This window comes from Methylobacterium sp. NPDC080182 (genome assembly GCF_050281105.1).
Lineage (GTDB): Bacteria > Pseudomonadota > Alphaproteobacteria > Rhizobiales > Beijerinckiaceae > Methylobacterium.
Window position 1 is genome coordinate 112331 of sequence record NZ_JBNNWO010000007.1, and the last position, 17938, is coordinate 130268.

10 protein-coding genes are annotated in these 17938 nt (G+C 72.4%); 3 read left to right on the forward strand and 7 right to left on the reverse strand.

The annotated features are described in order from the left end of the window. The first annotated feature begins 191 nt into the window (after positions 1 to 191). The gene (locus ACQKQD_RS14160; protein WP_056525927.1) at positions 192 to 683 is read left to right on the forward strand and encodes an Rrf2 family transcriptional regulator; all 492 of its coding nucleotides are present in this window, start codon (positions 192 to 194) and stop codon (positions 681 to 683) included. A gap of 19 nt (positions 684 to 702) precedes the next feature. Here the strand turns inward: ACQKQD_RS14160 and ACQKQD_RS14165 are convergent, their stop codons facing one another. The 7 genes from ACQKQD_RS14165 to ACQKQD_RS14195 form a co-directional block, all read right to left on the reverse strand. After that, entirely contained in the window at positions 703 to 1809 is a 1107-nt protein-coding gene (locus tag ACQKQD_RS14165) for a microcin C ABC transporter permease YejB (protein ID WP_132367173.1), read from the reverse strand. A 4-nt stretch (positions 1810 to 1813) separates the two neighbouring features. Beyond that, positions 1814 to 3661 (reverse strand): extracellular solute-binding protein, encoded by a 1848-nt coding sequence (locus ACQKQD_RS14170; protein ID WP_427508649.1) that lies wholly within the window; start codon positions 3659 to 3661, stop codon positions 1814 to 1816. Between the two features lie 14 nt (positions 3662 to 3675). Then, positions 3676 to 5589, reverse strand: coding sequence for an extracellular solute-binding protein (locus ACQKQD_RS14175; RefSeq protein ID WP_427508650.1), 1914 nt, complete (start codon positions 5587 to 5589; stop codon positions 3676 to 3678). A 151-nt stretch (positions 5590 to 5740) separates the two neighbouring features. Continuing rightward, positions 5741 to 7822 (reverse strand): hypothetical protein, encoded by a 2082-nt coding sequence (locus tag ACQKQD_RS14180; RefSeq protein WP_427508651.1) that lies wholly within the window; start codon positions 7820 to 7822, stop codon positions 5741 to 5743. Between the two features lie 337 nt (positions 7823 to 8159). Then, the gene (locus tag ACQKQD_RS14185; RefSeq protein ID WP_427508652.1) at positions 8160 to 10979 is read right to left on the reverse strand and encodes a DUF4159 domain-containing protein; all 2820 of its coding nucleotides are present in this window, start codon (positions 10977 to 10979) and stop codon (positions 8160 to 8162) included. 7 nt (positions 10980 to 10986) lie between these two features. Next, entirely contained in the window at positions 10987 to 11898 is a 912-nt protein-coding gene (locus tag ACQKQD_RS14190; protein ID WP_091679560.1) for a DUF58 domain-containing protein, read from the reverse strand. Between the two features lie 2 nt (positions 11899 to 11900). After that, positions 11901 to 12905: an AAA family ATPase gene (locus ACQKQD_RS14195; protein ID WP_427508653.1), complete on the reverse strand. Its 1005-nt coding sequence runs from the start codon at positions 12903 to 12905 to the stop codon at positions 11901 to 11903. 336 nt (positions 12906 to 13241) lie between these two features. Between ACQKQD_RS14195 and ACQKQD_RS14200 the strand changes: the two genes are divergently transcribed. Both ACQKQD_RS14200 and ACQKQD_RS14205 read left to right on the forward strand, forming a co-directional pair. Further along, positions 13242 to 16376, forward strand: a complete 3135-nt coding sequence (locus ACQKQD_RS14200) for a rhamnan synthesis F family protein (protein WP_427508654.1) — start codon at positions 13242 to 13244, stop codon at positions 16374 to 16376. 19 nt (positions 16377 to 16395) lie between these two features. Next, positions 16396 to 17928 carry a glycosyltransferase family 2 protein gene (locus ACQKQD_RS14205; RefSeq protein WP_427508655.1) on the forward strand — a complete coding sequence of 511 codons (1533 nt, stop codon included), beginning with the start codon at positions 16396 to 16398 and terminating at the stop codon, positions 17926 to 17928. Positions 17929 to 17938 lie beyond the last annotated feature (10 nt).

Below are 17938 nucleotides of genomic sequence, written 5' to 3' on the forward strand. Positions count from 1 at the left end.
GCACAGCTCAAAAGGTGCATACGACATGCTTCTTTTAGCGCCCCCTCGAAAAGATGCAAGTGAAATACATCTTATAGGGACGATGCCTGTTCGCCTGCCAGCGGTGGTGCCGGTCCGCGGCTGCGCGTACGGACTCGGACCGCGGCGGACATCGCATCGCGCCACGGCAGGGATCGTCTTCTGGAGTTGAGATGCGCCTGACCCGCTACACGGATTACGCGTTGCGCACGCTGATCTACGTCGGGCTCCACGAGCCCGAGCAGAGTTCGATCGCCGGGATCGCGCGCGCCTACGGCATCTCGGAGAACCACCTGACCAAGGTGGTCCACCAGCTGGGTCGGCTCGGCCTGATCCGGACGATCCGCGGCCGTGGCGGCGGCCTTCGGCTGGCGAAGCCGCCGGAGGAGATCGTCGTCGGTGCGGTGGTGCGCCAGACCGAGGACGACCTGGCGCTGGTCGAGTGCTTCGGCGGCGGCGCCTGCGCCATCACGGCCCCGTGCCGGCTTCGGCGGGTGCTGGGCGAGGCCCTGGCGGCGTTCCTCGCCGTCCTCGACCGCTACACCCTGGCGGACCTCCTCGGCGCGCCGGACGGCGACGCCATCGCGGCGCTGCTGGGCCTTGCCGGCCCCCCGCGCGACGAGCCGCCGGTGCCGGCCGGCGCCGCGAGCCTCCCGGAGACCTGAGGATCCGCGCGCCGCGCGGTCAGGTCGCCCGCGCCGAGAAATCGATCCGCGGGTCGATCCAGACGTAGATCAGGTCGGACAGCAGGTTCACCGCGAGCCCGAGCAGCGAGAAGATGTAGAGCGTTGCGAACACCACCGGATAGTCGCGCCCGACGATCGCCCGGAACGACAGCTCGCCCAGGCCGTCGAGGGAGAAGATCGTTTCGATCAGCAGCGAGCCGGTGAAGAAGGCCGAGATGAAGGCTCCGGGGAAGCCCGCGATCACGATCAGCATGGCGTTGCGGAACACGTGCCCGTAGAGCACGCGCCGCTCGGAGAGCCCCTTCATCCGCGCGGTCAGCACGTACTGCTTGCGGATCTCGTCGAGGAACGAGTTCTTGGTCAGCAGGGTCGAGGTGGCGAAGGCGCCGATCACCAGGGCGGTCAGCGGCAGCACCATGTGCCACGCGTAGTCGGTCACCTTGTGCCAGGGTGAGAAGCTCTCCCAGCCCTCACTGGTCAGGCCGCGCAGCGGGAACCACTGGTAGAACGAGCCGCCGGCGAACAGGATGATGAGCATCAGCCCGAACATGAAGCCCGGGATCGCGTAGCCGATGATCACCACGAAGGAGGTCGCGCGGTCGAAGCGCGTGCCGTCCGCCACGGCCTTGCGGATGCCGAGCGGGATCGAGATCGCGTAGGACAGCAGCGTCATCCACAGGCCCAGCGAGATCGAGACCGGCAGCCGCTCCTTGATCAGCTGGATGACCGTGACGTCGCGGAAGTAGCTGCGGCCGAAATCGAACCGGACGTAGTCCCAGAGCATCTTGGCGAAGCGCTCGGGCGCCGGCTTGTCGAAGCCGAACTGCTTCTCGAGCTTGGCGATGAATTCCGGGCTCAACCCCTGGGCGCCGCGGTAGCGGGAACTGGCGTCGCCGCCGCCGCCCGACGGCCGGCTGGCGCCGCCGAGGTCGCCCGAGCCGCCGGTGACGCGGGACATGGCCCCGTCGCGCTGGCCCTGGAGCTGCGACAGCACCCGCTCCACCGGTCCGCCGGGGGCGAACTGCACGATGGTGAAGGTGATCAGCATGATCCCGAACAGGGTCGGGATCATCAGGCCGATGCGGCGCAGGATGTAGGCGAGCATGGCGTCAGTCCCGCCCGATCCGCTTGGCCTTGTCGGCGTCGAACCACCACGTCCCGGGGGCGCCGAGGTCGTATTTCGGCGGGGTCGCCGGGCGGCCGTACACGTCCCAGAGGGCGAGGCGATGGGTCGAGGCGTACCACATCGGCACCCAGTAGCGCCCGGCCCGCAGCACCCGGTCCAGCGCCCGACAGGCGGTGGTCAGGTCCGCCCGCGACGTCGCGTCGGCGACGGCGGTGAGCAGCGCGTCGATCGCCGGGCTGGCGATCCCCGAGAGGTTGTTGGAGCCCGCCGTCCCGGCAGAGCGGGACCCGTAGGTCTCGCGCAGCTCCGCGCCGGGGGTGAGCCCGCTGCTGTAGCGGCGCGGCGTGACGTCGAAGTCGAAATCCTTCAGCCGCGCCTGGTACTGAGACGGGTCGACCGTGCGCAGGCTCGCCTTGATGCCGAGCAGCCCCAGGTTGCGGATGAAGGGCTGCGTGACCGCCTGGAAGACCGGATCCTCGTCGAGGAACTCGAGGGTCAGGGGCTGGCCGCCGGGCAGCAGCAGGTTGCCGCCCTGGCGGGTGCAGCCGGCCTCCCGCAGGAGCGCGTCGGCGCGCTTCAGCAGCGCCCGGTCCTGGCCGGACCCGTCGGAGACCGGCGGCGCCCAGGCCTCGCCGAACACCTCGGGCGGCAGGTCCTTGAACGGCTCCAGCAGGGCGAGCTCCTCGGCCGAGGGCTTGCCGGTCGCCTTGAGGTCGGAATTCTCGAAGAACGAGGCCGTGCGCGCGTAGGCGCCGTACATCAGGTTGCGGTTCGACCACTCGAAATCGAAGCACAGGCCGATCGCCTCGCGCACCCGCGGGTCGCGGAACGCCGCGCGGCGGGTGTTGATCCACCAGCCCTGCGTGCCGCTCGGCCGCGCGTCCGGCACCGTCTCGCGGACCACGCGGCCCTCGGTCATCGCCGGGAAGTCGTAGCCGGTCGCCCAGACCCGGGCGGTGAACTCCTCGCGGAACGTGAAGGCACCGCTCTTGAACGCCTCGAAGGCCACGGTGCGGTCGCGGAAATACTCGTAGCGGATCGCGTCAAAGTTGTTCTGGCCGACATTCACCGGCAGCTCGGCGGCCCAGTAATCCGGGACGCGCTCCAGGCCGATGGACCGGCCCGGATCGACGGTGCCGACCCGGTAGGGACCGGAGCCGAGCGGCGCCTCCAAGGTCGAGGCCTCGAAGTCCCGGCCGGCGTAGTAGGCGGCGGAGAAGAGCGGCAGCTGCGCGACGAACAGCGGCAGGTCCCGGGCGCGGCCCGGCTCGAAGGTCACCACGAGCCGCCCGTCGCCCTCGGCCCGGGCGTCGGTCATGGGCCGGATCACCTCGGCGATCTCGGGGTGGCCCTTGTCGCGCAGGAGCTTGAGGCTGAAGGCCGCGTCCCGCGCGGTCAGCGGCGAGCCGTCGTGGAACCGCGCCTGCGGGCGCAGCGCGAAGGTGTAGCTCAGGCCGTCCGGGCTGACCGTGGCGGCGCGCGCCACCAGCCCGTAGAGGGCGTCCGGCTCGTCGAGGGCGCGGACCATCAGGCTGTCGAAGGTCAGGGGCATGCCGGCGGCCCCGTCGCCGCGCAGCACGTAGACGTTGAGCGTGTTGAAGGTGTTGAGCGACTGATTGCCGGTCGTCGCGGCGAGCTGCGCCGAGAAGCGCCCGCCGCGGGGCGCCATCGGGTTCACGTAGTCGAAATGCGCGAAGTCCGCGCCGTATTTGAGCTCGCCGAAGCTGGACAGGCCGTGTCGCTCCTGCGCGTCGGCCGCCCGGGCGGGGCGCCACGGCGGCATCGCCGCGAGCGCGCCGGCCCCGAGGACCAGCCCGCGCCGGGTCGGCATCCCGGGACCGCCCGTCAACGGGGCGCCCCGGTCTTGGCGGCGAGCTTCTCGTCGTACCACCACGTCGTCGGGAAGCCGGAGCTGGCGTAGAGCGGCAGGATCGCCGGGTGGCCGAACCGGTTCCAGCGCAGGGTCCGCTGCTGGTCGGACGACCATTGCGGGACGACGTAGTCGTGGGCGAGGAGCACCCGGTCCAGCGCCCGCGTCGCCGCGATCACGGTGTGCCGGTCCTTGGCGAAGATGACCTTCTCGATCAGGGCGTCGATGCCGGGATCCTTGATCCCGATCAGGTTGCGCGAGCCCGGCTTGTCGGCCGCGGCCGAGCCCCAGTACTCGCGCTGCTCGTTGCCCGGCGAGAGCGACTCGCCCCACGACGCCGTGGTGACGTCGAAGTCGAAGTTGCGGATGCGGTTCTGGTACTGCGCCTGGTCGATCACCCGCAGGGTGGCGTCGATGCCGATCAGCTTCAGCTGCGCCGAGAACGGCAGGATGACCCGCTCGAAGGTGTTCTGGAACTCCAGGAACTCGACGGTCAGCGGCTCGCCGGTCGCCTTGCTGACCATCTTGCCGCCGCGCAACTCGTAGCCGGCCTCGCGCAGCAGGCCGACGGCCTCGCGGAGGTTCTTGCGCACCGCCTCGGGGCCGTCGTTGACCGGGTTGGCGTAAGGGGTGGTGAAGACCGAGGCCGGGACCTTGTCCCTGACGCTCTCGAGGATCGCCTTCTCCTCACCCTCCGGCAGGCCCGAGGAGGCCAGCTCCGAGCCGAAGAAGTAGGAGTTGATGCGCTTGTACAGGCCGTAGAACAGCGCCTTGTTCATCTCCTCGTAGTTCATCGCCAGGTTGAAGGCCCGGCGGACGCGCGGATCCCTGAACTTGTCCCGGCGCGTGTTGAACGCGAAGGCCTGCATGATGCCCATGCCGCGCTCGGGGAACGCCTCCTTGATCAGGCGGCCCTCCTTCACGGCGGGGAAATCCTCGTAGGCGGTCGCCCAGTTCCGGGCGATGTTCTCGACCCGGAAATCGTAGAGATCGCCCTTCAACGCCTCGACCAGCACGGTGCCGTCGCGGAAATACTCGTAGCGCTCGGTGTCGAAGTTGTAGCGCCCGGCATTCACCGGCAGGTCCTTGCCCCAGTAATCGGGCACGCGGGTGTAGGTGGTGGTGCGGCCCGGCTCGAACTTCGCGAGGCGGTAGGGGCCCGAGCCCAGCGGCGGCTCCAGGGTCGTCTCGGTGACGCTGCGCGGCTTGCCGTTGGAATCCTTGGCGGTCCACCAGTGCTTGGGCAGGACGCGGAGCTGCCCGATCACCTGCGGCAGCTCGCGGTTGCCGGTCTCGGTGAAGGTGAAGGTCACCTCGTGCGGCCCGTTCACCTCGGCCTTGGCCACGGTCTGGTAGTAGGCGGCGTAGAACGGGCTGTTGGCCTTCAGCACGTCGAAGGACCAGACCACGTCCTCGGGCGTGATCGGCTTGCCGTCGTGCCAGCGGGCGTTCTCGCGCAGCCGGTACGAGACCGAGCCGAGATCGGGGGCGATCCGCACCGCCTCGGCGAGCAGGCCGTAGGAGGTGAACGGCTCGTCCGACGACTCGGTCATCAGCGGATCGTAGATCTGCTGGATGCCGTTCTCGAGGTCGCCCTTCAGGCCGGCGACGACGATGTTGAAATTGTCGAACCCGCCCTGGGCCCCGAACCGGACCATGCCGCCCTTGGGGGCTGCCGGGTCGGCGTAGTCGAAATGCTTGAAGTCCGGGCCGTATTTCGGCCGGCCCATCAGCGTGATCGCGTGGGTCCACTGGCCGTTGGCGGCCGGCAGGGTGGCCGGCGTCGACGGCATCGCGGCCGGTTCCTGCGCACGGGCCGGGGCGAGCTGGAGGCAGGCGACGAGGAGTGTCGCGGCGAGGAGGCGTCCAGTCACGGTCTGCGCTGTCACGGGCAGGCTGTCTCCGTTGGTTCGAGCCCGCGCCGGACGCGGACTCTCTCGACATGTCAGGGGGTCATAGGACGCGGACCGCCGCCCGTCGACCATGCGGGAGCGCACAGGGCCGCACGGGTCCGAAGGCGCGCCCAGCCGCAAGTCCGCGTCACGCCGCCCGCCCCCGCCGACCCTCGACCAGCCACATGGCGAGCAGAGCGGCCGCCAGCGCTGCGAGCGCCGCGAGGCCGAGCGCCAGCGGGTAGACCTCAACGCCGCGGATGTTGGCGCTGTCGCTCGGCCGGAAGCCGATCCAGTCGCTGCCGGCGAGGCGGCCGCCGCGCACCAGCGCGAGGCGCGGCACCTGGATGCCGCCGGTCTCGGCGACCCGGCGCACCGAGCCGCCCGATCCGTCGACCACGGCCTTCAGGCGCTCGGTGTCGCTGAACACGTCGGCGAGCTCGCGCGGGTTGGCCGGCCCGACGCTGACGAAGGCCACGAGGTTGCCCGACCGCAGGGTGTGCAGGCCCAGGGTCTCCGCGTCGAAGGTCGCGGTGAACAGCCCGGGCTCCTTCGGCTTGAGCGTCAGCGTCGTCACCTTGCCGGTGGGCCCCGTGACGGTGACCGGCTCGGCCTGGTCCGCCATCGTCTGGCGCTCGACCCGCACCTCGCGGCCGCGCCCGGTGGTCTGGGCGCGCAGGGCCTCCTCCTCCAGCGCCGGCTCCTTCATCAGCCAGTGGCCGAGGCGGCGCAGCAGGTCGAGATAGGGGCCGCCCTCCTGATAGCCCCGTGCCCAGAGCCAGGCGTGGTCGGACAGGAGCAGGGCGACGCGGCCCTTGTCCTCGCGCGACAGCGCGAGCAGCGGCAGGTTGTCGGCCCCCGACAGGATCGGCTGGATGCCGGCCCGGGTCCGGGCCTCGACGATGCGCAGCCAGTCGCCCCAGGCGGGCGGGTTCGCGTCCGAGCCCGGCAGGTCGCGGGTCACCGGGTGGCGCTGGCCAACTTGCGTCGGCGTCGCCTTGTAGGGCTTCTCGACGACCCGGCCGTCGGGGTCGCCCGGCAGGATGCCGGCGAGCCGCGTGCGGGCGAGGCTGGCCGGCCCGGCGAATTCGGGGCCGGCGGCGATCAGCAGGGCGCCGCCCTCGCGGACGTAGCGGACGATGTTGTCGAAATAGGCCTGCGGCAGCACGCTCTGGTTGGCGTAGCGGTCGAAGATGATCAGGTCGAAGTCCTTGATCTTCTGGACGAACAGCTCGCGCGTCGGGAAGGCGATCAGGGAGAGTTCCGAGATCGGCGTGCCGTCCTGCTTCTCCGGCGGGCGCAGGATCGTGAAGTGGACGAGGTCGACGTTGGCGTCCGACTTCAGGAGGTTGCGCCACGTGCGCTCGCCCTGGTGCGGCTCGCCCGAGACGAGCAGCACCCGGAGCTTCTCGCGGATGCCCTCGATCGGCAGGACCGCCCGGTTGTTGACCGTGGTGAGCTCGCCCGGCAGCGGCTCGACCTCGATCTCCACCACGTTCGGGCCGCCGTGCTCGATGCGCAGGTTCAGGGCGAACGGCTTGTCGGTGGCGACGTCCCGCCGGCCGATCTCCTCGCCGTCGCGGCGCACCGTGACCACCGCGTGGCCGGTCCCGCCGCGCTCCATGACCTCGGCGCGGATCGTCAGGTCCTTGCCGACGATGCCGAAGCGCGGCGCCTCCAGGAGCTTGATCTGCCGGTCGCGCTCGTCCGGGTGTCCGGTGACGAGGACGTGGAGCGGGGCCTTGATCCCGAGCTGGGCCAGGGACGCGGGGATGTCGTGCACCACGCCGTCGGTGAGCATCACGATCCCGGCGAGGCGCTCCGGCGGCACGTCGGCCAGCGCCTGGCTCAGGGCGGTGAACAGCTTGGTGCCGTCGTCGCCGTCCTTGGAATCCGGCACGTCGATGAAGCGGGGCTCGATATCGGTGAGCGCGCCGAACCGGCGCTGCAACTCGGCGCGGACCGCGTCGGTCATCTGCGGCCGGTCGCCGAGCTGCTGGGACCCAGACCGGTCGACCACGATGGCGGCCACGTCCTTCACGGGCTCCCGGTCCTCCCGCACCAGCGCCGGGTTGGTGAGCGCCGCCAGGACCAGGGCGAGGACGAGGACGCGCAGCAGCGCGGTCCGGCCCCGGGCCAGGACGGCGAACACCGCCAGGACGGCGACGATCGCGCCGAGGACGGCGATGCCCGGCCAGGGCAGGAGAGGGGTGAAGCTGAGGCTCAGCATGGGGCGGAGCGCTCCGAATCCGTGAGGCGAGGCCGCGTTTCGTGCCGGGCGCCGCTCCGTTCACACAACGGCCCGGGCGAGCGCGACGGGCTCCCTCTCCCGTGCGGGAGAGGGATGGGGTGAGGGACGATACGCTTCAGGATCGAGCACGCCGTCGATGTGCCGACAGCGCGCGCCACGTCCGGACAGGTCTCACCCCTCACCCTGTCCCTCTCCCGCACGGGAAAGGGAATCCGCGCCCTATGCAGCCGCCGCATCACCGCGCGCCCGCTTCGGATCGGCAGGCGCGCCGCGCGGGGAGAGGATGCGGCCTCGCGCCGCGTCTCCGAACCCATCATCACTGCCCCAGCCGCTCCAGCAGCGCGGGCACGTGGACTTGGTCCGCCTTGTAGTTCCCGGTGAGCGTGTACATCACGATGTTCACGCCGCCCCGGAACGCCATCTCGCGCTGGCGCTGGTCGCCGCCCACGACCGGGTAGAGCGGCTCGCCCCGCCGCCCCACCGCCCAGGCGGCGGCGAGGTCGTTGCCGGTGATGATGATCGGGCTCACGCCGTCGCCGGCGCGGGCCGGGCGGCGCTCGGCGCCTTCCGCGGCCGGCGGCAAAGCCTCCACCCAGGTCTGGCCCGTGGCGTAGCGGCCGGGGAAGCTGTCCACGAGGTAGAAGGCCTTGGTCAGCACGTGGTCGAGGGGCACCGGCTCCAGTTCCGGCACCTCGAGCGTCGCCAGCATCTTCCGGAGATAGGCTCCTTCCGGGGTGGGCGGCCCGCCCGGCCGCGCGGTGAGCGCGTCGCGGGTGTCGAACAGGACCGTGCCACCGTTGCGCATGAACGCGTCGATCTTGCGGATCGCGACGTCCGAGGGCTGCGGCCGGTTCGGGGCGATCGGCCAGTAGATCAGCGGGTAGAAGGCCAGCTCGTCCTTCGCCGGATCGATCCCGGCCGGCTCGCCCGGCTCCAGCGCGGTGCGCGCGGCCAGCATCTGGGTCAGGCCGGTGAGGCCGGTGCGGCTCGCCTCGTCGACGGCGGCGTCGCCCGTGATCACGTAGGCGAGGCGCGTGACCAGCGCCGACTCGATGCCGTTCGGTCGGTTGGCCGGCGGCTCCTCCGCGCGGACCGGACGCGCCGGCAGGGCGGCGAGCAGGACGAGGCCGGCGAGGGCCAGCACGGCCGGCCGGCCGCGCAGGCGGGCCGCCAGACCGCCGCGGCGCAGGAAGCCGCCGAGCCACAGCCCCGCCAGGGTGTCGAGCGCCAGCAGCAGCAGCGCCAGGGTGAACAGGCTCGGCCGCAGGTCCAGGGTCTCGGCGCCGGCGAGGGATCCGAACCGGGCGCCCTCGAGCGCGGCGGTGTCGAGGGGCTTCAGCCGGTCATCCGGTTTCAGGGCGTTCACGCTGATGCCTCCGTCCGGCGGGCCGTAGAAGCCCGGCGGATGTTCGAGGTTCGCCCGGTCGGCGTAGTCGGCCGACACCGCGGTGGCCGAGGCCGGCGGCGAGCCCAGCGCGCCGAACCCGTCCAGGGTCACCCGCGGCGCGAGCACCGGGGCCGCGGCCCGCGTCGCGTCTCCCTGGACCGGCGCCGCGGCGCCGGCCAGCGCCACGACGCGCCGGAGCATGTCGATGAACAGGCCGGAGAGCGGCAGGTTCGACCACGTCGTGTCGGCGGTGACGTGGAACAGCACGATCGTGCCCTGGCCGCGCTTCTGCGCGGTGACGATCGGCGTGCCGTCCTGGAGCGAGGCCCAGGTGCGGTTTGGCAGGTCGCCGTCGGGCTCCGCCAGGATCTGGCGGCGCACGCCGATATCGGCCGGCGGCGTCAGGCCCGCGAAGGGGCTCTCGGGCGGGAAGGGCGCCAGGGTCTTGGGGCTGTCCCAGGAGAGCGTGCCGCCGAGGGTCCGGCCGCCCCGCCGGAGCCGCACCGGCACCAGCAGATCGTTGCCGGCGGCGAGCCGCGGGCCGGCGAAGCGCAGCAGCATCCCGCCGTCCTTCACGAAGCTCTCGATCCGCGCGGTGGTCTTCTCGTCGAGCGCGCCGACATCGGCCAGCACGAGGACCGAGACCTGATTGTCGAGGAGCTGGTTGATCGAGTCCGCCGTGCCCTTGGCGCCCCGCGGCTCCTGCACGTCCGCGAAGGGCTGGAGCGCCCGCGACAGGTAGTAGGTCGGCGCCAGGAGCGGCTGCGCCTGGTCGAGGGTGCCGCCGAACACGAGCCCGACCCGGCGGCGCTTGCCGCGCTCGTCCTGCAGCACCACGGCGCCGGCCGAGCGCTCGCCCGCGATCTCCAGCCGGCTGATGCTGTTGCGCAGCTCCACCGGCATCTCGAAGGTCGCGTCCGCCGCGGTGGCGTCGGCCGCGAAGGCGAAGTCGCGCTCGGCGAGCGGCAGGCCCTTCTGGTCGAGCGCCCGGATCACGCCCGCGTCGCGCCCGTTCGGCGCCGCCCGCAGGGCGTGCGTCACGAGCTTGCCGGCGTTCTCGGTGGCGGTCAGGGCGAGGGCCGGCGGCCTGTCGGCCCGCAGCACCGTGAGGGCCGCGCCCCTGTCGCCCGCGAGGTCGGCGAGGCCCTTGGCGAAGCGCGTGTCGCTAGCGCCGGCGACGCCGTCGCTGATCCAGACGAGGCCGGCGCCCCGGTTCTTGTCGAGGAAGGTCTCGATCGTCGCGAGATGCGCGTCGCGGGCGGGGAGGATCGGGCGCGGCGCGAGGGCGCGCAGGCGCTCCAGGGCGGCGGCCGGCGTCTTCGCCTCGAAGGCCGCGGGGGCGTCGGCGAGGCCGATCACCGCGACGGGCCGTCCGTCCCGGGCGGCGCCCTCCACGGCGTCGGTGGCGACGCGCAGGCGGTCGCGCCAGTCGTGGGCGGCGGGAAAGCCGTTGTCGAGGAGCACGAGGAGCGCGCTGCGCCCACCCCCGGCCCCGACGCCCCCGGCGTTCCAGACCGGGCCCGCGACCGCGAGGATCAGCGCGGCGGCGATCAGGAGCCGCAGGATCAGCAGCCAGGGCGGCGTGCGCGCCGGGGTCTGCCGCTGCGGGATCAGGTCGGTGACGAGCTTGAGCGGCGGGAAGTTGATCCGGCGCGGGCGCGGCGGGGTCACCCGCAGCAGGAACCACAGGGCCGGCAGGCCGATCAGGGCGGCGAGCGCCAGCGGCGCCGCGAAGGTCAGACCCAGCATGGCGGCCTCACTCGGTGCCGCGGGCGGCGATGAGCGTGGCGAGCCGCAGGGCCGCCTCGCTCGCCGGCCGGTCCGTGCGGTGGATCGTCAGAGTCCAGCCCTGGCCGCGGGCGATGGACGCCAGCGCGGCCCGATGCTCGGCGATCCGGGCCCGGTAGCGCGCGCCCCAGGCGTCGGCGTCGCCGATATCGAGGCTGAGGCCGCCCTCGAGATCGTGCAGGACGGCCTGGCCGGTGAAGGGGAAGGTCTCCTCGATCGGGTCCGCCACCATGAGGAGATGGCCGCGGCTGCCGCGGCCGGCGAGGCTCTGCACGGAGGCCGCGATCCGGTCGGGCTCGGTCAGGAAGTCGCCGATCAGCACCACCTCGTCGAAGCGGGCGGGGCTGGCCCGGGGCGGCAGGTCCTGGGTCAGGCCGGCCGTGTCAGCCACGAGCGCCTGGGCCAGGCGCTCGACGATCCCCCGCGACGCGCTGGCCCGGGTCAGCCCGAGGAGGCCAACCCGCTCGCCGCCCTCCACGAAGGCGTCGGCCAGGGCGAGGCCCAGGATCAAGGCGCGCTCGATCTTCGGGGCCGAGGCGAGGTCCGACACGAAGCCCATCGAGGCCGAGCGGTCGATCCACAGCCAGATGTTGTGGGCGGCCTCCCATTCGCGCTCGCGGACGTAGAGCCGGTCGTCCCGGGCCGAGCGGCGCCAGTCGACGCGGGCCGCGGCCTCGCCGGTGACGAAGGGGCGGAACTGCCAGAAGCTCTCGCCCGGCCCGGCGCGGCGGCGGCCGTGGAGGCCGTGGGCCAGGAGGCTCGACACGCGGCGCGCCTCCAGGACGAGGCGGGGCATCTTGTCGGAGAGGGCGGTCGCGCCCTCGCTCTCGCGCCGGCCGGGGGTGCGCCTGCCGGCGTCGAGGGCGTTCGTCGCGACCAAAGTCAGAGCTTCTCCGCGAGCTTGGCGATCAGGCCCTCGATGGTCTCGCCGTCGGCGCGGGCGGTGTAGCTCAGCGCCATCCGGTGCTTGAGCACCGGCTCGGCGAGCGCCTTCACGTCGGCCACCGACGGCGCGACCCGTCCCTCGATCAGCGCCCGGGCGCGGGCTGCGAGCGTCAGCGCCTGGCTGGCGCGGGGGCCGGGCCCCCAGAGGAGCTTGTCCTTCACGAGGGCGTCGCCGCTGTCCGGCCGGGCGGCGCGGACGAGGTCGAGGATCGCCTCGACCACGGCCTCGCCCACCGGCAGCCGGCGCACGAGGCGCTGGGCGGTGAGCAGCTGCTCGGTGGACATCACGGCCCGCGGGCGCGCCTCGTCCACGCCGGTGGTCTCGATCAGGATCCGCCGCTCGGCGGCGCGGTCGGGGTAGCCGACGTCGATCTCCAGGAGGAAGCGGTCGAGCTGCGCCTCGGGCAGGGGATAGGTGCCCTCCTGCTCGATCGGATTCTGGGTGGCGAGCACGTGGAACGGCCGCGGCAGGTCGTGGCGGGCGCCCGCCACCGAGACGTGGCCCTCCTGCATGGCCTGCAGCAGCGCCGACTGCGTGCGCGGGCTCGCGCGGTTGATCTCGTCGGCCATCAGGAGCTGGGTGAAGACCGGCCCCTGCACGAACCGGAAGGCCCGGCGGCGCTCGGCGTCCTCCTCCAGGATCTCGGTGCCGAGGATATCGGAGGGCATCAGGTCGGGCGTGAACTGCACGCGCCGCGCGTCGAGGCCCAGCACCGTGCCCAGCGTCTCGACCAGCTTGGTCTTGGCGAGGCCCGGCAGGCCGACCAGCAGGCCGTGGCCGCCGGCCAGGATGGTCACGAGTGCGAGATCGACCACTTTCTCCTGGCCGAAGATCACCCCGTGGATCGCCTCCCGCGCCGCGCCGACGTCGGCGAGGCAGCTCTCCGCCGTCGCCACGATGCCGTCGTCCAGGGTGGTGGCCGGGCTGATCCCCTGCGTCATGCCGATATCCATCTCCTGCCCGGGCCCCGCGGGACCCGCCGGCCAATCCCGCAAGTGTGGGGCTTCAGGTGCCGGGCTGGCAAGGTCGGGATCGCCGCACGCCCGTTCGCGGCCGCGTTGGCGGCGTCCGGCGCCCTCGCCGAGACCGGAGCCGCCCGCGATGGGTCGGACGCCGATCCCGCCCCGCTCTTGGCGTCGGCGACCCGGACCTTTAGGAAGGCGCCCAAGCCGGGGCGATCCTCACCCGCGACCGCCGGACCGGCCGAACCCTCTGATGTCTCTCGCGGATCGCGGCGTGGGCAGCTTTGCGGGCTTCCCGCGTATCCGGACCTGACCATGCGCCTTCGAGATGTGTTCGTCGTCGGATCGTCGGAGAAGGCCGGCCTCGCCGGCGCGGCGCAGTCCCTCGCGCGCCCGCTGACCCGGCGCCTCAAGGGCCGCCGCCGCACCGAACCCCGCCAGGCGGACCTCGTCCGCGCGGTCAAGGAATCCGGCCTGTTCGACCCGGCCTGGTACGCGAGGCGCTACCCCGACGTGGTCGGCGAGGGGATCGATCCGGCGGTGCACTACGCGGTCCACGGCGGGCGCGAGGGGCGCTGGCCGCACCCGCTCTTCCACGGCGACCTCTACCTCGACTCCGTCCCGGGCCTCCGGGCCGAGGGCACCAACCCGCTGCTCCACTTCCTCGACCGCGGTGCCGCGGCGGGCATCCGCCCCAACCCGCTGTTCGATCCGGACTGGTACGCGACGCGCTACCTCGGCGGCGCGGAGCACCGCGCCCGGGCGTTCTCCGACTTCCTGTCGCGGGGCGACACCGACCCGTCGCCTCAGTTCGACACCGCCTGGTACCTGTCGCGCTACCCGGATGCCCGCGCGGCCGGCGGCAACGCGCTGAGCCACTTCTTCGAGACCGGCCGGAAGCAGGGCTACCTGCGCAACCCGGAGGAGTTCGCCGGCCTGTCGCGGCACGTCGACCTGATCCGGCGGTCGGGGCTCTTCGACGCCGCGTTCTACCGCGAGCGCTGCCCCGAGGCCGAGACCAGCGGGCTCGAGCCCCTGGAGCACTACGTGATGGCCGGCGGCTACCGCCGCTACGCGCCCCACCCGCTGTTCGATCCCGACTGGTACGCGGCCCAGTCCGCCGCGGTGCGGGCCGACAGCCTCAACCCGCTGGTCCATTACCTGGAGCACGGCGCCGCCGAGGGCCTCGACCCGGGGCCCTGGTTCGACACGCGCTGGTACACCGAGACCTACCTTGAAGACGACGCGGCCGGGCAGAACCCGCTGGCGCATTTCCTCGCCGATGGCGGGCGCACGACGAGCCCGTCGCCGCGCTTCGACGCGCCCTGGTACCGCGCCCGCTACCCGAAGGTCGCGGCGCTGGGCCTCAACCCGCTGATCGACTACGTCACCACCGGCCTGGAGGCGGGCCGCCTGACCCGCCGCGTCCCCGGGGCCGCGGTGCCGGAAGCCTCCGACGCGCGCCTCTCCTGCCTGAAGCGCGAGCCCCGGCGGCACGGCCGCACGGCCCTGTTCATCACCCACTGCCCCGAGGGGCGGATCCGCGGCCACGTCGAGCCCTACCTCAAGGCCTTCGCGGAGAACGGGACCGACCTCGTCCTGATCATCGCCGCCGACCAGCACAAGAACGCCGTGCCGCAGGCGATCCTGGATCTCTGCGCCTCGGTCTACCTGCGCGAGAACAGCGGCTTCGACTTCGCCGCCTGGGCGCATGTCCTCCTGGAGGACACCGACCTCCTCGATTCCGAGACGCTCTACCTCGCCAACGACAGCCTCGTCGGGCCCCTCGACCGCGACGACTTCGCCGGCCTGCTCGCGAAGATCGACGCCTTCCCGGAGGCGGTGATCGGCCTCGCCGACAATTTCTACTACAGCCACCACCTCCAGAGCTTCTTCCTGGCCCTGAAGCGGCGCTGCCTGTCCTCGTACGCGTTCAACCACTTCCTCCTGTCGGTGGCGAACTGGCCGGACAAGAACGCGGTCATCACCGAGTACGAGCTGACCTTCTCGCAGCGGATGCGGGCGGCCGGGCTCGGGATGCGCAGCCTGTTCTCGGCCCAGAACAAGCACATGTCGCTGGTCAACGACCCGCGCAACAACCGCACCCTGTTCGACTGGGAGAACATGCTCAGCCAGGGCTTCCCGTTCGTGAAGCGCTCGCTGCTGGGCGAGCACGCCGCGATCGGCGGGGCGGCGGTGCGGGAGGCGATCGCCGAGCGCGGCTTCGACCTCGACCGGCTCGACGTGACCTACACGTATCCGGGCGCCAGGATCTGGGCCGACCTGCGCCGGCCCCGGGCGCCGGAGCGGCCGCTGCGCGTCGCCTACGTCTCGCCGATGAACTACGCCAACGGCCTCGGCGTCGCGGCCCGCAGCTACGCCCGCGCCCTGCATCGGACCCCCTTCGCGCTGAACGTCCACCCGATGGAGCGGCCGTTCCACGTCCACGCCCGGGTGGCGCCGGCGTGGCAGGCCCGGACCTTCTCGGGCCCCGCCGACGTCGCGCTGGTCCATTTCAACGGCGACAGCTGGCACTCGCTGATGAGCGACCGGCAGCGGGCGATCGCCGCCGAGGCGCGGCTGAAGATCGGGCTGTTCGTCTGGGAGACCTCGCACGTGCCCGGGGGCTGGCTGCCGACCGTCGACGGCCTCGACGCGATCTGGGCGCCCACCGAGTTCTGCGCGGCGATCTTCCGGCAGATCACCGACATCCCGGTCGACGTCGTGCCCTACGTGGTCGAGAACGAGGCCGGCGAGCCGGTGAGCGCCACCGCCAAGGCGAACCTGCGCAAGGCTTTCGCGATCGACCCGTCCAGGCGGGTGATCCTCTACGCCTTTGACGGCTCCAGCTACCTCGCCCGCAAGAACCCGCACGCGCTGATCCGGGCCTTCCGGGCGGCCGGTCTCGGGCAGGCCGGCTGGCAGCTCGTGCTCAAGACCAAGCACGTGTTCGACCTGCCCGAGGAGGGCAAGAAGCTCCTCGACCTCGTGGGCACGTCCGGCGACGTCGTGGTGATCGACCAGCCGCTCTCCCAGAACGAGCTCGGCGCGCTGTTCGATCTCTGCGCAATCTACGCGTCGTCGCACTCCTCGGAGGGCTTCGGCCTGACGATCGCCGAAGCGATGGAGATGGGCAAGGTCGTGGTCGCCACCGATTACGGCGGCTGCCGCGACTTCCTCGACGCCACCTGCGGCTTCCCCGTGAAGGCCGAGGTCACGGCCCTCGACCAGACCTACGGCCCGTACCTGCGCGGCGCCGAGTGGGGCCAGGTGGACGAGGCGGACCTCACCCGGGCCCTCAACGACGCGGCCCGGGCGGTGACCGGCGGCGACGCGGCCCGGATCGGCGCCGCCGCCCGGGCCCGCATCCGCGAGCGGCTGTCCATCGGCGCGGTGGCGCGGGCCATGGAGGCGAGCCTGACCCGCCTCCTGGCCGCCGAACGGTCCTGAATCCCCGGAGACGCGACCCGTGTTGAAGAAGAAGCCGGTCCCGGCCCCGTCGGCCTCGTGGGGCACGCTCCCGTGGCCGGACGCGATCCTGCCGCTGCCCCTCGACGGGCAGTTCCGCCCCCTCGACGAGCGCCGGCTCGCCCAGGTCGCGGCCGGCCAGTTCCCCGCCTGCCGGGCGATCTTCGTCGCGCCCGCCGTCTCCGAGCTGCGCCCCGACCTCGCGGCGCACCTGACGCGCGCGCTGGCGGAGCGGCCCGATATCGGTATCTTCTACGGCGACGACGCCGTGGTGGACGGCGCCGGCCAGGTCCGCAGCGTCCACTGCAAGCCGGCCTTCAACCCGGCCCTCCTGATGGCCGACGACTATATCGGCTTCCCGCTGCTGATCCGCGTCTCGGCCCTGGCCGGCCTGAGCCCCGATTTCGGCCTGCGCCACGGCAGCGCCGCGTGGTTCCGATTCCTGCTCGGCGCGATCTCCGCGGGGATCGGCATCGACCGGATCCCCCAGACCCTGATCGCCTCGCCGCTGGAGCGCCCGAAGGCGACGCGCACGGCGCGCGCCCACGCCCTCGACCGCTGGTTCGAGGCCTCCGGCATGCCGCTGCGCGCCGCCCCGGGGCTGACCCCGGACACGCTGGAGATCCGCCGGAGCTTCGACGCGCGGCCGCCCGTGACCCTGGTCGTGCCAACCAACCAGAGCCGCCCGAAGGACGATCAGGGCCGCGCCGTCGAGGGCGCGAAGCCCCACGTGATCAACCTGCTCGACAGTCTCGGCCGCAGCACCTACCCGGCCGACCGGATCCGCGTGCTGATCGGCGACGACGTGGCCGACGACGCGATCTACCGCGGCCGCTCCGACCGCTTCACCGTGACCCGCCTGCTGACCACCCGGGCTTCGGGCGAGCGGTTCAACTACGCGGCCAAGATGAACACGCTCTGGCGCGCGGCCGAGACCGACCTCGTCATCCTGATGAACGACGACCTCGTCGTGCGCCGGCCCGGCTGGATCGAGGCGCTCCTGACCTTCGCGCTGGACCGCGGCGTCGGCGGCGCCGGCGGCCGGCTGCTGTTCCCCACGGGCAAGATCCAGCATGCCGGCATGACCGGCGGCATCTTCGACGTGTTCGCCCACCCCTGGTACAACCGGGACGCGGCCGAGCCGACCTACGGCGACTGGGCGCTGACGCAGCGCGACTGCTCGGCGGTGACCGGGGCGCTCTTCGCCACTCGCAAGGCGGTGCTGGAGGCGGTCAACGGCTTCGACGAGGGCTTCGCCCTCGACTTCAACGACGTCGACCTGTGCCTGAAGATGCGGCAGCTCGGCTACCGCATCGTCTACACGCCCTTCGCCGAGATGGCGCATCACGAGAGCGCCTCGCGGCAGACCAGCTTCGCGCCGGGCTCGCAGATCGCCCGCTTCCTGCGCCGCTGGGGCGACGTGATCGCGGAGGATCCGGCCTACAGCCCGCAGCTGCGCATCGACACCGACGTGGTCGCCCCGCGGGCCGACGCGACGCGCTGGATCGCGGAGCGCCGGGCGGACGCCGCCTGATCGGCCGGCG

Excerpts from the sequence above, each read along its gene's own strand:
- ACQKQD_RS14200 (WP_427508654.1), top strand. The coding sequence starts at position 13,242 with ATGCGCCTTCGAGATGTGTTCGTCGTCGGATCGTCGGAGAAGGCCGGC.
- ACQKQD_RS14170 (WP_427508649.1), bottom strand. The coding sequence starts at position 3,661 with ATGCCGACCCGGCGCGGGCTGGTCCTCGGGGCCGGCGCGCTCGCGGCG.
- ACQKQD_RS14180 (WP_427508651.1), bottom strand. The coding sequence starts at position 7,822 with ATGCTGAGCCTCAGCTTCACCCCTCTCCTGCCCTGGCCGGGCATCGCC.
- ACQKQD_RS14165 (WP_132367173.1), bottom strand. The coding sequence starts at position 1,809 with ATGCTCGCCTACATCCTGCGCCGCATCGGCCTGATGATCCCGACCCTG.
- ACQKQD_RS14160 (WP_056525927.1), top strand. The coding sequence starts at position 192 with ATGCGCCTGACCCGCTACACGGATTACGCGTTGCGCACGCTGATCTAC.
- ACQKQD_RS14185 (WP_427508652.1), bottom strand. The coding sequence starts at position 10,979 with ATGCTGGGTCTGACCTTCGCGGCGCCGCTGGCGCTCGCCGCCCTGATC.
- ACQKQD_RS14195 (WP_427508653.1), bottom strand. The coding sequence starts at position 12,905 with ATGACGCAGGGGATCAGCCCGGCCACCACCCTGGACGACGGCATCGTG.